11 protein-coding genes are annotated in these 13,450 nt (G+C 66.6%); 4 read left to right on the forward strand and 7 right to left on the reverse strand.

Annotated features, from left to right (window positions below; all coding sequences use genetic code 11):
- Window positions 1–70: 70 nt before the first annotated feature.
- The gene (dctA, locus tag PUN51_RS20250) at window positions 71–1,381 is read right to left on the reverse strand and encodes a C4-dicarboxylate transporter DctA (protein ID WP_224023600.1); all 1,311 of its coding nucleotides are present in this window, start codon (window positions 1,379–1,381) and stop codon (window positions 71–73) included.
- A gap of 55 nt (window positions 1,382–1,436) precedes the next feature.
- Entirely contained in the window at window positions 1,437–2,579 is a 1,143-nt protein-coding gene (locus tag PUN51_RS20255; protein WP_275182317.1) for a PrpF domain-containing protein, read from the reverse strand.
- 128 nt (window positions 2,580–2,707) lie between these two features.
- Here PUN51_RS20255 and PUN51_RS20260 point away from each other — a divergent pair, with 128 nt between their 5' ends.
- Entirely contained in the window at window positions 2,708–3,613 is a 906-nt protein-coding gene (locus tag PUN51_RS20260; protein ID WP_275182318.1) for a LysR family transcriptional regulator, read from the forward strand.
- A 41-nt stretch (window positions 3,614–3,654) separates the two neighbouring features.
- Here the strand turns inward: PUN51_RS20260 and PUN51_RS20265 are convergent, their stop codons facing one another.
- From PUN51_RS20265 to PUN51_RS20285, 5 genes are all read right to left on the reverse strand, one after another.
- Window positions 3,655–4,617 carry a serine hydrolase domain-containing protein gene (locus PUN51_RS20265; RefSeq protein WP_275182319.1) on the reverse strand — a complete coding sequence of 321 codons (963 nt, stop codon included), beginning with the start codon at window positions 4,615–4,617 and terminating at the stop codon, window positions 3,655–3,657.
- 79 nt (window positions 4,618–4,696) lie between these two features.
- Window positions 4,697–5,815 (reverse strand): ABC transporter substrate-binding protein, encoded by a 1,119-nt coding sequence (locus PUN51_RS20270; RefSeq protein ID WP_275182321.1) that lies wholly within the window; start codon window positions 5,813–5,815, stop codon window positions 4,697–4,699.
- A gap of 32 nt (window positions 5,816–5,847) precedes the next feature.
- Window positions 5,848–7,632: an ABC transporter permease gene (locus tag PUN51_RS20275; protein WP_275182322.1), complete on the reverse strand. Its 1,785-nt coding sequence runs from the start codon at window positions 7,630–7,632 to the stop codon at window positions 5,848–5,850.
- A complete protein-coding gene (locus tag PUN51_RS20280) occupies window positions 7,629–8,726 on the reverse strand; it encodes an ABC transporter ATP-binding protein (RefSeq protein WP_275182323.1) in 1,098 nt (365 codons plus the stop codon). The genes PUN51_RS20275 and PUN51_RS20280 overlap by 4 nt, the downstream gene beginning before the upstream one ends.
- 39 nt (window positions 8,727–8,765) lie before the next feature.
- Window positions 8,766–9,857, reverse strand: coding sequence for a PrpF domain-containing protein (locus PUN51_RS20285; protein ID WP_275182324.1), 1,092 nt, complete (start codon window positions 9,855–9,857; stop codon window positions 8,766–8,768).
- 319 nt (window positions 9,858–10,176) lie between these two features.
- Between PUN51_RS20285 and PUN51_RS20290 the strand changes: the two genes are divergently transcribed.
- The 3 genes from PUN51_RS20290 (at window position 10,177) to PUN51_RS20300 (ending at window position 13,105) form a co-directional block, all read left to right on the forward strand.
- Window positions 10,177–10,845 carry a GntR family transcriptional regulator gene (locus PUN51_RS20290; protein ID WP_224023586.1) on the forward strand — a complete coding sequence of 223 codons (669 nt, stop codon included), beginning with the start codon at window positions 10,177–10,179 and terminating at the stop codon, window positions 10,843–10,845.
- A 120-nt stretch (window positions 10,846–10,965) separates the two neighbouring features.
- Window positions 10,966–12,429: an FAD-dependent tricarballylate dehydrogenase TcuA gene (gene tcuA / locus PUN51_RS20295; protein WP_275182325.1), complete on the forward strand. Its 1,464-nt coding sequence runs from the start codon at window positions 10,966–10,968 to the stop codon at window positions 12,427–12,429.
- Between the two features lie 40 nt (window positions 12,430–12,469).
- Window positions 12,470–13,105 carry a GntR family transcriptional regulator gene (locus PUN51_RS20300; protein WP_275182326.1) on the forward strand — a complete coding sequence of 212 codons (636 nt, stop codon included), beginning with the start codon at window positions 12,470–12,472 and terminating at the stop codon, window positions 13,103–13,105.
- Window positions 13,106–13,450: the final 345 nt, after the last annotated feature.

Below are 13,450 nucleotides of genomic sequence, written 5' to 3' on the forward strand. Positions count from 1 at the left end.
CTTGCAAGGGTTTGCCCGGGACCCCTGCTGGATCCCGGGCAAACACTGGGGGTGGTGGCCTGCAGGCCGGTTAGTGGGCCAGGGCCGGTTCGGCCAGCTGGATCTTTTCCGCCTCGGTGGGCACGAAGCCCGCCTGGAGCTCGGAACGGAGCTTGCCCATGTCCAGCTCACCCTGCCACTTGGCGATGGCCACGCAGGAGACGATGTTGCAGACCGTGCTGGTCAGGGCGCGGGCCTCGCTCATGAAGCGGTCGATGCCAACGATGAGGGCCACACCGGCCACCGGCAGGGTGGGCATGACCGTCAGCGTGGCCACCAGGGCCACGAAACCACTGCCGGTGACGCCGGCTGCGCCCTTGGAGGTCAGCAGCATCATGCCGAGCATCAGCAGGATCTGGCCCCAGCTGAGGTGGATGTCGCAGGCCTGGGCGATGAACATGGAGGCCAGGGTCAGGTAGATGGCCGTGCCGGTCAGGTTGAAGGAGTAGCCGGTGGGGACCACGAGGCCCACGACGCTGCGGTCGCAGCCGATCCGCTCGAGCTTGGACAGCAGGCGCGGCAGGACCGGTTCGCTGGAGGACGTGGCCAGGACGATCAGGAATTCGTCCTTGAAGTAGCGCAGGATCTGCCACAGGCTGAAGCCGGTCACCTTCGCCAGGATGCCCAGGCCCACCACCACGAAGACGATGCAGGCTGCGTAGAAGGCAAGGATCAGCATGCCGAGGTTGCCGATGGAGTGGGCGCCGTACTTGCCCACGGTGAAGGCCATGGCACCGAAGGCTCCCAGCGGGGCCACCTTCATGATGTAGCCGAACATGATGAAGAGCAGCTTGTTGAAGCTGTTGACCACGTCCAGTGCCAGCTTGCCCGGTGCGCCGAGCTTGCTGAAAGCGAAGCCGCACAGCAGGGCAATGACCAGCACGGGCAGGACTTCACCGTCGGCGAAGGCGCCAACGAAGGTGGTGGGGATGATGCTCAGGATGAAGTCCACGGGGTTGCTGCTGGGCAGCTGCGTGGTGTACTTCTGCGCCACCGAGGAGTCCAGGTGCGTGGGATCGATGTGCATGCCGGCACCGGGCTGGAACAGCGTCACTGCGGCCAGGCCCAGGGCCAGGGCGAGTGCGGTCAATGCGTAGAAGAGGCCCAACGAACGGATCAGGGTGGGGCCCACCTTCTTGGTGTCCCGCAGGGAGGTGATGCCTCCCACGATGGTGCAGAACACGATGGGCGCGATCATGAACTTCACGAGTTTCACGAATCCGTCGCCGATGGGCTTGAGGGACGAACCGAGGTCCGGCCACAGTGCGCCTACAACGACGCCGAGAGCGACTCCGATGAGTACCTGGACATACAGGTGTCCGAGGATGGACTTGATCTTCATTGAACAACTTCCTGGTTGGTGCGGCCCCTTAATGATGGGGCAAAGAGATGGGGGGTTAGGCGGACAGTTCGGCGGCGGGGGCCACGTCGATGTCTGCGGTGGCGATGTGGCGGGCTGCCCGGTGGAGGGCCACTTCGCTGACGGCGCCGGTGTCATCGGTGATGATTTCGGCGGTGATCACGCCGGCGGGCGTCCCGATCCGCAGCAAGCGCGGGGTTCCGGTGCCGGTGGAGGGCGATTGGCCCGCTGCGGTGGCGACGACCGATGACTGCAGCGAGGATGCCAGGGCAACTGCCACGGCTGAGGTCAGGCCGATGGCCGGGTGGGGTGCGAGCATGGACAGCATTCGCACCCGCACGTCGTGGCTGCCGGCGGTAATGGTTGTTCCGTCCGCGGCGATGTAGTCGCCGGCAGGCGCCACAACCCCGACTTTCGGTACAGCGTTCTGCGGCGGATCCTCAGGCTTCCGGAGCCCCATGATGAGGCCGGCCGATGCCCGTGCCGCGATGAGGTCCGGCAGTTGGGCGGTCAGGTTGTCCGTCATTGAGGAAAGGTCGACGCCGGCCTGGTCGGCTGCGAGGAGCACGGCAGGGGCGCCGGCGTCCACCATCGTTGCGGCCACGGTCCGGCCGTTGACCTGAAGCTGGTCCACCGTGTTGCCGGTCGGCAGCAGTTCGCCGGTGTTCTGGCCCCAGGGGCCGTGGAACGAGAGGCTGACGGGAACACCGGCGGCGCTGCTGCCGGGAACCCGGGCCAGGCCGGACTTGGGAATGTGGCCGCCGGGAGTGGGAACCGCTCCGCTGAGCACCGCGCCGGAGGTGACGTGGCGCATGCGGACCTTGGTCATGCCGTCCCGGGCAGGAACGATGCCCGTCTGGACTGCGAACAGTGCAATGGCGGTGGCGCAGTTGCCGCAGTTGGAACCGAGCTCAACGGTGGGGTCACCGATTCCCACCTGGGCGAAAAGGTAGTCGAGGTCTGCCTCGGCACCCGGGGTTGCCCAGATGACTGCAGCCTTGGACGTGGTGGACGTTCCGCCGCCGACGCCGTCCAGCTGCCGCGCATCCGCTGCGCCGAAAGCGGCTGACAGCAGTGCGGGGATTTCCTCGCGGGTGGGGGCGTGGAGGGCCACGTCCCTGGCATCGAAGAGCCAGCACTTGCTGGTGCCGCCCCGGTACCAATGTCCTTTGAGTCCCACTGTATTTCTCCCTCGTAACTTGCAGGTGCTCTACTTCACAGCACCTTGTACTTCTACGATCCGGGATGCGAGCCTTCAGCACAATCGCAAATAAATGGACGACTATCTACTTTTGCTAAACTCAGTACATGGCAATCCTCGATCTCCACCGGCTCCACGTGCTCCGCGAGGTGGGCCGTTCCGGCTCCCTGACGTCCGCCGCGGCCGCCCTTTCCTTCACCACCTCGGCGGTCTCGCAGCAGATCGCGAAACTCGAGCAGGAGATGGGCGTGGTCCTCATCGAGCGCCATCCCCGGGGCGTGGTCCTGACCGAGGCGGGGCACGCCCTGCTGCACTACGCGGACGACATCGACAGGACCGTGGAGGCCGCCCGCGCCGAGATGGGGGAGTTCGCGGGCCTTCGGCGGGGCCAGCTCCGGCTTGGAACTTTCCCCACCGGCGGGGCCTCCCTGATGCCGGACGTGGTGCTGGCGTTCCGTGCCCGCCACCCCGAGGTGGCAGTGACGGTGGTCAGCGCCCGCCGGGACGGCCTGCTGGAACGGCTGCGGCGGCGGGAAATCGAGCTCACGCTGCTGTGGGACTATCCCTGGCAGCAGATCGAGGACCCCGACCTGGCCCTGGTCAGGCTGACGAACGATCCCACCGTGCTGCTGGTACCGCGGGAGCATCCCATAGCGAAACTGGGCTCGGTCCGCATCGGCGCCTTGAGCGACCAGGAATGGGTGGTGCGCGACGAGCACCCCGTGGCCGACGTCCTCAGCCGGGTATGCCGTGACGCCGGGTTCGAACCGCGGATCGCCTTCGCCGCCAACGACTACCAGGAGACACAGGGCATGGTGGCCGCCGGCATCGGGATCGCCCTGGCACCCAGGCTGGCCCTGATGGCCCTGCGCCCCGACGTCGTGGCGGTCCCCCTCGCCGGGTCCCCGAAGCGCCGTATCCTCCTGGCCCACCTTGAAAACCGGCGGCTCAGCCCCGCGGCGCAGCAGGCAACCAAGGTGTTCCGGTCCATCGCCAAGGGCGCGGCTTCCTGACACAGGAGGGTGCCGCCGTCGTGCACTGTCTTTCCTGACGCCTACCGGGCCAGTGGGCCGGCCACCAGCGCACGGGCCAGGTCCATGAATTCGGCGTGCGTGACCGGAGCCGGGGACGCCGTCGAAGCCGCATTGCGGGTGTTCCGGGCGATGGCGAAGCTGTCCCTGACGAAGCGCCGGTGCACAATGACGCTGCGGATTGCCGGCAGGACCAGCAGGAACTGGCCATAGTTGCCCGCAGCCAGGAACGACCCCTCCCACTGCGGGCCGGGTTCCCGGGGCAGCCACCACAGGTAGCCGTAGTCGCAGGTGCCAAAACCGGTGGCCGGCGCCATGTCGGCGCGCCTGACCTGGGTGGCCACGCTGTCCCTGGCCCACTCCCGGGGGACAAGCTGCCGGCCCTCCCACTGCCCGCCGCCGGCCATCAGCAGCCCGATCTTTGCCAGGTCCCGGGCGGAGAGGAAGAAGTGGTAGGCCGGGAAGGCGGACTTTTGGGCGTCCCCGAGCATGCGCTGGCGGGTGGGGTCGTAGTCGTCAAACCCCAGCGGACCGGCCAGGAACTTCTCGAACGCGTCAAAGACCGTCAGGCCGCTGGCCTTCTCAAAAATCGCGCCGGCGGCGTTGAAATCCCAGTTGTTGTAGACGAAGTACTGCCCCGGCGCCTTGGTGCCGCGGGGAGGGAAGGCATCCTCGTCACTGCCCGGGCTGGAGGGCGGATGGTAGACCCCCGACCGCGAGGTCAGGAGGTCGCGGAGCCGCGCCGTCTTCTCGAGGGGCAGCAGGCCGCCCACATCGTCAACACCGAGCTCACCGAGGGTGGCATCGAGGCTGACCGTGCCGGCGTCCACCTGGATTCCGAACAGGATCGAGAGCAGGCTCTTGCGCACCGAGGCGACGTAGCTGGCGCGGGTGGTGTCGCCGAGTTCGACGACGGTCCTGCCGTCCTGGAGGACCAGCAGGGATGAGGTGTTCCGGGGCAGCGGAAGTTCCGGGGCGGCGGTCACAGGGCCTCCTGATGGTGGGTGAAACCAAAAAGCCTGGGGACCCGGCGGAGGCCGGGTCCCCAGGCATGGAATTTCGGGGTTACTTGGTGTAGCCGAACACCTGGTTCCACTTGGCAAGATCGTCCTTGCCGAAGGTCACAGCGTCGGTGTTCTGCATGCGGAAGACCTTGCCGGAGTCGACGGCGGGGAGGGTCACGCCCATGATGGTGGGCGGTGCCACGTCCGTGCGGACCGGGTATTCACCGATCTGCGCGAAGACCTGCTGGCCCTGCTTGGAAAGGTTGTAGTTCATGAAGACCTTCGCGGCTTCCACGTTGGTGGCGGTGCCCGTCATGCCCAGGTAGTAGTCGTAGGAGACCAGCCCTTCCTCGGGGACGATGAACTTGACCGGAGCCTTGTCCTGGACGGCCGAGATGTTGGTGCCGCTGATGGTGACCGTGCCGACGGCCACTTCGCCGCGGGCCAAGGCCGTGGCTTCAGCACCCAGGGAGTCGTAGATCTTGGGCTTCTGCGCAGCGTACTTGGCGAAGTAGTCGCCGCCCATCTTGGTTTCCATGAACCTGTTCAGCGCCGCGGTGCTGCCGCCCGAACCGCCCTGGACGATGCCCAGCTTGCCCTGCCACTTGCCGCCGACGGCGTCCGCCCAGGACTTGGGGGCATCGGCTTCCTTTACGAGCTGGGTGTTGTAGCCCAGGGTGTACACGGAGTTGAACATGCGGGTGAACTGGCCGCCGTCCACGGAAACGTCCTTCAGGGCCGAGGCGCCGGGGACGTCATAGGCCTTCCAGACCTTGGCGTCCTCCATGGACTTGGCGATCCGGTAGTCGGACGTGCGGATGACGTCGGCGCTGAGCTTGCCGGCACCCTGCTCGGACAGTACGCGTTCGGAGAGCTTATTCGGGGTGAGCCGGACAACGTTGACCTTGATGCCGGTGTCCTTGGTGAAGGCGTCCACCAGGGCGCTTTCCGAGGAATCGGTGTAGCCGGAGTAGAGGGACAGGGTCTGGGTCTTGGCCTTCTCGTAGGTGGCCTTGTCCGCGATGGACTCGCCGTTGATGACCAGCCCGTCGTCGGTCTTCACAGCCGCACTGGCCGTGACGACGCCGGCACTCTGGGCGGCGCTTCCGCAGCCCGTCAGGCTGAGGGCCAGGAGCACTCCGGCGGCGGTGAGGGCGGGGAGCTTGGACGCTAACTTCATTGTGGGTGTCCCTTTCAAAGGTGGGTGGAAGGTCAGTTCTTGGTCTTGCGTTCGCCGCCGACTTTTTGGGCGATGACGGCGAGGATCCCGATGACGAGGCAGTACAGGACGCTGACGGCCGCAGCTGCCTGGCTCTGGCCGTTGTCGAAGTTGTCGAACACGAGGATGGACAGGATCCGGGTGTTCGAGGTGAAGAGGAAGATGGAGGCGCTGAGCTCACGCATGGAGAGCATCAGGAACAGCAGGAACGAGGACATGATGCCCACGCGCATCAGGGGCAGGGTGACGTCCAGGACGGACCTGGTCCGGCCGGCGCCAAGCATCACTGCGCTGTCCTCGAGGTCCTGGTCCATCTGGAGCATCGAGGCGGAGACGCCGCGGTAGCCCTGGGGCATGAACACTGCAACGCAGGCGACGGCGAGGATCGCCAGGGTGCCGTAGATGGGCAGCGGCAGCAGCAGCCAGGTCCAGAGCAGTCCGATGCCCATGACGATGGCGGGGACGGCCAGGGGGGTCATGGCGACCAGTTCGATCAGGCGCCCCACCTTGGACTTGGTGCGGTACCGGATGTAGGAGGCGATGAAGCTGAGCGTGGTGCCGGCGAAGGCTGCGATCAGGGCCACCAGGACACTGTTCTTGAGGGCGAGCTGGAAGTCGTTGGAGCCCAGGACCTCGCCCAGCTTGGCGAAGCTGAGGGAATTCGCTTCGAGCAGCTGCGACATCGAGGACACGAACGGGGTGGCCTGCATGGACGCGGCGAGCAGGGCGAGCATGGGCAGGACGACGGAGACCGCGAAGTAGGCCAGGGCGATGATCGTGAAGGGCCAGCGCATCTTGCGCAGCGGCACCTGCCGGGGACGGTTGCCCTTGCCGGTCATGGTGGTGAATTTGCGCTTGTTGATGATGCGCTGCTGGATCAGGGTCACGGCCATCAGCGCAACGGTCAGGATCACCGCGACGCTGGCCGCCTGGTTGCTCTTGGCGGGAGTGGCGCTCATGAGGCGGTAGATGTACGTGGGCAGCGTGTCCACGCCGGCGGGGTTGCCGATGACCTGGGCCACCGGGAAGTTCTCCATCGTCAGCGCGAAGACCAGGACCGCGGAGCCCAGGATGGCCGGCAGTGCCAGGGGCAGGGTGACGGTCCGCAGCATGGTGCGCAGCGGTGCCCCGTGGACGGTGGCAGCCTCTTCGAGATCGGCGTTCATCATCGACAGCGAGCTGTGCAGCAGCAGGAAGGCGTACGGGGCGTAGAAGATTCCCAGCACGAATACCAGGCCCGGCAGGCTGTAGATGTTGATCGCGGCATCAATGCCCAGGTCGCGGAGGAAGATGTTGATGTAGCCGGCGCTGGGGGAGCACAGCAGCGACCACGCCAGGGCGCCCACCAGGGCGGGGATGAACATCGGCGCCATGCCGATGAAGAAGATGAACTTCCGCCATGGCGCATCGGAGCGGGCGCACACGAAGGCCAGGAACGCGCCGATCAGCAGGGCGATCAGGGCCGAGCCGGCACCGACCATGAGCGAATTGACCAACGCGCCGAGTGCTTCCGGGGTGGCCAGCAGCGCCAGGTTGGACAGCGTCAGGCCGCCCAGGGAGATGCTGCCCGGCCGGGGAACGCTGTCCGAGAACGCGGCGAGCAGCACCAGGGCAAGCGGAAGGACGATGAGGACGCCGAGGATGACCAGGACGATCAGGCCCGGCGTGTTTTTCCGGAGACCCGAGAGGGTCCGGGCAGCGCGGTAGTCCCGGGGTTCGGGCTTCGGTGCCAGGCGCGCCTCGGCGCGGGTGGCCGTTTCGGTGGTCTTGAGGCTCATGCGAGGACCTCAGCCGGCAGGATCTGGACTTCGCGGGGGTTGACGGTGACCCACACGCGGTCCCCCACTTTGTGCTGTTCGCCGCGGCGCAAGCCGCCCAGTGCGTCCAGCTCGGGCCCCGATTCCAGCTGGATCGCGTACCGGATGTCATTCCCCTGGAAGCCCGCCACGCGGACCGTTCCCGGCCATGAGTTGGGGTGTTCGGTGGGCATGGCGGTGATCTGCAGGTCCTCGGCCCGGATGCACACCTTGGGGGATGTGCCGGCGTCGCTGGCCTGCTGCGCCGACTGGATGGTGAGCTCGCTGTTGGTGATGCGTGCGGTGGTGGACCCGGTGGCGGTGCCCTCCGGGGTGCAGTCCATGATGTTGGAAACACCGAGGAAGTGGGCGATCGAAGCGCTGGCGGGCGCCTCGTACATGTGCTGCGGGGCGCCCATCTGCACAATCCGGCCGCCCTGGAGCAGGGCGATGCGGTCTGCAAGGGCGAAGGCTTCGTGCTGGTCGTGGGTGACGTACACACAGGTGAGCCCCAGCTGGAGCTGGATTTCACGCAGTTCAACGCGGAGCCGGTCACGCAGGCGGGCGTCAAGGTTGGAGAGCGGTTCGTCGAGCATGAGCACGCTGGGCCGCATGACCAGGCTGCGCGCCAGGGCGACGCGCTGCATCTGGCCGCCGCTGAGCAGGCTGGCGCCGCGGTCGGCGTAGGGTTCCAGGCCCACCAGCGTGAGGGCCTCCATGACGCGCTCATCGATTTCGCTCTTGGAAAGCTTCTTCTGCTTGAGGGAGTAGGCAACGTTTTGGGCCACCGTCATGTGCGGCCATACCGCGTAGGACTGGAAGACCATGCCGACGTTGCGCTTGTTCGGGGGCAGGTTGATGCCTTTTTCGGAGTCGAAGACCACGACGTCGTCGATGATGATCCGCCCCGAGGTGGGTTCCTCCAGGCCGGCGATGCAGCGCATGGTGCTGGTCTTGCCGCAACCGGACTGGCCCAGGAGGACCAGGGCCTCGCCGTTTTCGATGTCGAGGTTGAGGTTTTCGATGGCAGTGAAGCTTCCGTACTTCAGCTGCAGGTTTTGAATGCTGATTTTCATGGCTGATTCCTTGGCTGGGTTTGTCCGGTAGGGGTTTCTTCAGTCGCTGGGTACCAGGATGGTGCTTTCGCTGATGACGCGGGCCGAGCGTTGAAAGGAGACTTCAGCGGGATCGGCTGCATCCAATGCCAGCGCCGTCTTGCCTTTCAGTAAGTGGATAAAGAGTCCGGCCTCCGCCGCCGGGACCACGCTGCGCTGAACCACGCTGCCTGGTGTGCCCGAGGCGGCAGCGACGGCGACCGCGCTGGTGAGGCCGATGGCGGGGTGCAGTGCGGTCATCGAGATCATCCGGGCCGAGACGCCGGTTGCGCCCGTGGGCGGAGGCCCCACGATGCCAACCTTCGGAATGGATGTGAGGTCCTGCGGAAGGCCCATCCTGCGGGCAGCCGCTGCGCGCAGCTGCGGGGCAAGCCGGACCAGGGCCTCCAAGGCTTCCTCGCTGCCGGTTGCGTCCAGCCCCAGGTCCTGGGCGTCGAAGAGCGCGGCCGGGGCGCCGGCGTCGATCAGTGTCGCCTGGTACCGCTTCCCGTCGACCTCAAGCTCATCCGTGGCGCTGCCCGTGGGGAACTGTGCTCCGTAGCTGGACCAGGAAGTCTTCTGGAAGATGACGTCGATGGGGACGCCGGGGTAGTGCTGGCCGTCGAGGCGCCGCCCGCCGTAAGCGGGTACCTGCGCCCCCGGTGTGGGGATCTCGCAGACCAGGCGCAGCCCGGTCACGGTGTTCAGGATGGGGACCCGGGTGACTTCCCCGGTGGGAGCGACCAGCCCGGCGTGGAGCGCGTACAGGCCCAGCGCTGTTGCGCAGTTGCCGCAGTTGCTGGCCCACTCCACTGCCGGCTTGTCGATGGCCACCTGGGCGAACCGGTAGCGGACCGTTCCGTCCGGGTCGGGACCGGCCACAGTGATCGCCTTGCTGGTGGTGGACGAGGCGCCGCCTACTCCGTCGATCTGGCGAAGGTCCGGGGAGCCGAAGGTGCGGATGAGGAGACGGTCCGTCTCCAGGGCGTCGGCCGGAAGGTCCTCGTCCCGGAATATCCAGCACTTGCTGGTGCCGCCACGGACGAGGGTGGCCGGTACCGGGGTGACCGGGAGGGTACCGGCCTGCGGCTCTTCCCTGAATAGAAGCGTCATTGGTTCTCCTGAAATACCGCGCCCTGCCGTGTGCAGTCGCCGGGTGAATGTTCAAAGCTCGGCCAACCGGAATCCGGCTTTTGCCCTTCTGTATGGCGTTGGTCACAAACGGTATACCGTTGATGTAAGTTAAGCAACAGTCATTTGGATATGAATACTGATGCGGAGGTTTGGGTGCTTTGTGTCCTCAGAACGCGGACCAAAAATTGGCACGGTGTTCACAGCGCGCCTGAACGGTATGCAGTGCGTTAGAATTGCGGCTAAAGGTATGGCGCCGGCGCGCCCTGCCGCTTGTTTCCATGAAGACCGGAGGCCGCCCGTGGCGTCGCAACCAGAGACAAGCCCCTACCTGATGATCAGGAACGCCATCATCTCGCAGGAGCTGCCTCCCCGTGCCCAGCTCGTCGAAAGCGCCCTGGCCAAGAAATACAACGTCTCCCGGACGCCCATCAGGGAAGCATTGCGGCGCCTCGAAACCGAGGGGCTCGTGGAGCGCTACGGTTCACGCATGCAGGTGCGGGAGTACCGCCCGGAGGAAATGCTGGACCTCTATGAGGTGCGGACCTTCCTGGAGGAGGCGGCGGCTAAAACCGCGGCCCTCCGGCATACCGACATGGACCTGATGCTGATCGACCGCGCGCACCAGGCCATGGTCACCCTTGATTTTGATGCTGCCACTCCGGCTGAACTGGCCGCCGCCAACCGCACCTTCCACGAGCGCATCTGGGCCGCCAGCCACAGCGCCGCCCTTCTTGACCTGCTCGACCGGATCCTGGTCCACTTCATCCGCTACCCCGGCACTACGCTCTCCACCAAAGAGCGCTGGGACCGCGTACTGAAGGAGCATGAGGAGCTGCTGGTGGCCATCCGCGCACGGAACGCGGAGGAGGCCGGCCGCATCGCCAGCGCCCACATGGACGAGGCCAAGAACATCCGCATTCAGATGTACATCGACGCCCAGGAAATCAGCAGCCCGCGCCTGGGGTAGCCCCAAACCCCAGACCAAAACCTCATCCGCCAGGCCCGCATAGCAAGTGCCAAGCCGCTATTGCATGCGACGGCATACCTATGTATACAATCGTGTACAGCGATGGAGCTGAGGAGATTGATGATGATCAAGAGCGACGTTTTGGTAGTGGGCGGCGGCAACGCCGGATTTGCGGCAGCACTTGCAGCCGCCGAGCGTGGACGCAAAGTGGTCCTGCTGGAAAAGGCACGGGAAGCCGCCTCGGGCGGCAACAGCTTCTACACCGCCGGTGCCACGCGCATCTCCCATGACGGGCTCCAGGAGCTGATCGAATTCGTGGAATCTGATGAGCGGCACGCCGCCAGCGAAGTCCCCGCCTACACCGCCGCCGAATACCTTGCCGATCTGTCCAAGGTCTCCGAAGGGCGCAACGACCCCGAACTGTCCGCGGTCCTGGTCAGCGAAAGCAACCCGACCCTGCGCTGGCTTCAGGGCATGGGACTCAAATACCGCCTGATGTACGAGCGCCAGGCTTACCGGACCCAGGACGGCGGGTATCTGTTCTGGGGCGGCCTGCACGTGGGCAACGTGGGTGGCGGCAAGGGGCTCATGGCCGACCACCGCGCCGCCGCGGAGCGCATGGGCGTTGAGGTCATCTACGACTGCGCAGCCACCGGCCTCATCCAGGAGGACGGCCGCGTGCGCGGCGTCCGGTACCGCACCTCAACCGGAGAAGGTGAGCTCCGGGCCGAGTCGGTCATCCTCGCCTCGGGAGGTTTTGAAGCCTCACCTGAACTGCGCCGCCAGCACCTGGGGGAGGGCTGGCAAAACGCGAAGGTACGCGGCACGCCGGGCAACACGGGGGAGATGATCCTCGCCGCCCTCGACGCCGGGGCGGCCAGGGGCGGCGACTGGTCCACCTGCCACAGCGTGGCCTGGGACGCCTGGCACCCGGAGAACGAGAGCAACCTGGAGCTCACCAACCAGCTCACCCGCGGCGGGTACCCGCTGGGCATCGTGGTGAACAGCGAGGGCAAGCGGTTCGTGGACGAGGGCGCCGACTACCGCAACTACACCTACGCGAGGTACGGCCGGGACATCCTTGCCCAGCCCGGATCGGCTGCCTTCCAGATCTTCGACGCCTCCTCCCGCCCCATGCTGCGGGCCGAGGAGTACGACATGCCGGGCGTCTCGGTGGTCACCGCGCCGACCCTCGCCGAGCTGGCCCAGAAAGCCGGCATCAGTCCCGAGGGGCTGGAGGAAACGGTGCAGGACTTCAATGCTTCGATCACTGAGGGTGCGCCCTTTGACCCCAACGTCAAGGACGGACGCCGTGCGGAGACCCAGCCGCCGAAGAGCAACTGGGCCCGCAGCATCTCCACCGGCCCGTTCTACGCTTTCCCGGTGACCTGCGGCATCACCTTCACGTTCGGTGGCCTCAAGACGGACACCTGGGGCCGCGTGCTCAGCGAAGACGCGGAGCCGCTCGAAGGGCTGTATGCCTGCGGGGAAGCGCTGGGCGGACTGTTCAGCGGAAACTACCCCGGCGGCTCCGGGCTTGCGGCGGGCGCCGTCTTCGGCCGCCGCGCCGGCTCCATCGCCTAAGCAACCCAGCAGCCCCACCAGCAACGGAAAAGAGGAAAAAGTGGCCAGTCCCATCCATCAGCGGCTCCGCGAGGACGTTCTCGCGAGCGTCTTTGCCCCTGACGAGCCGCTCACGGAGGCCAAGCTCACCGAGCGCTACGGGGCTTCCCGCACGCCCGTGCGGGAGGCGCTGCAGCGGCTGGAGCAGGACGGGCTGGTGGAACGGCGCGGCAAGGCGGTGGTGGTCCGCACGCACTCGGCCGAAGAAATCATCGACATCTACGAGTCGAGGATCATCCTGGAGCAGGCCGCGGCTGCCAAGGCCGCCGTCAAGGCAACCGCCCTGGACCGCCAGCTGCTCGCGGGGCTGCTGACGCAGATGCAGCAGCTGGATCCCAGTGACGGCCGGGCGCTCGCCGAAACCAACCGCGCCTTCCACGCCCAGCTGTGGCACGCCACGCACAGCCCGTCGCTGATCGGACTGCTGGAACGCCTGGACCAGCAGGTGCGCCGGTACACCCTCACCACGCTGACCTACCCGGGACGGTGGCCGGTGGTCCTGGCGGAATACGCCAGCCTGCTGGCCGCCATCGGGGACGGCGACTCCAAACGGGCGGGGGAGATCGCCGCCCGCCACATGTCGGACGCCTTGGACATCAGGCTGAAGATGTACGCCGAAGATCCCAGGACGCTCTAGGCCGGTGACGGCCGGGAGGCGTTCCTTTACAAGCCCGCCGGCAGATGTTCCTGCATACTCCATCGCAACAGGAAACCCGAAAGTCGGGCGCAGGGCATCAGCCGGTGCAAAGAGGCGGGGCAAGCCCCCAAAGGGCCGCCCCCCCCCCCCTTTTCCTCCCCCCGGGCGGCGGGCCGGGCCCCCCGGGAACGGCGACGAACGGGGGGGGGGCGGGGCGCCCCCGGACGGTCTTCGGGGGGGGGGGTCCTTGGGGGGAGGGCCCCCCCCGGAGCACAGCGACGGCACCGCAACCACCAGCCCAGGGGGTAGGCCCGCGAGGGTTTCCTGCATCATTGACACCTCCCC

The sequence above is a fragment of the Arthrobacter sp. NQ4 genome, from assembly GCF_029077345.1.
In the GTDB taxonomy this organism is placed as follows: Bacteria; Actinomycetota; Actinomycetes; order Actinomycetales; family Micrococcaceae; genus Arthrobacter.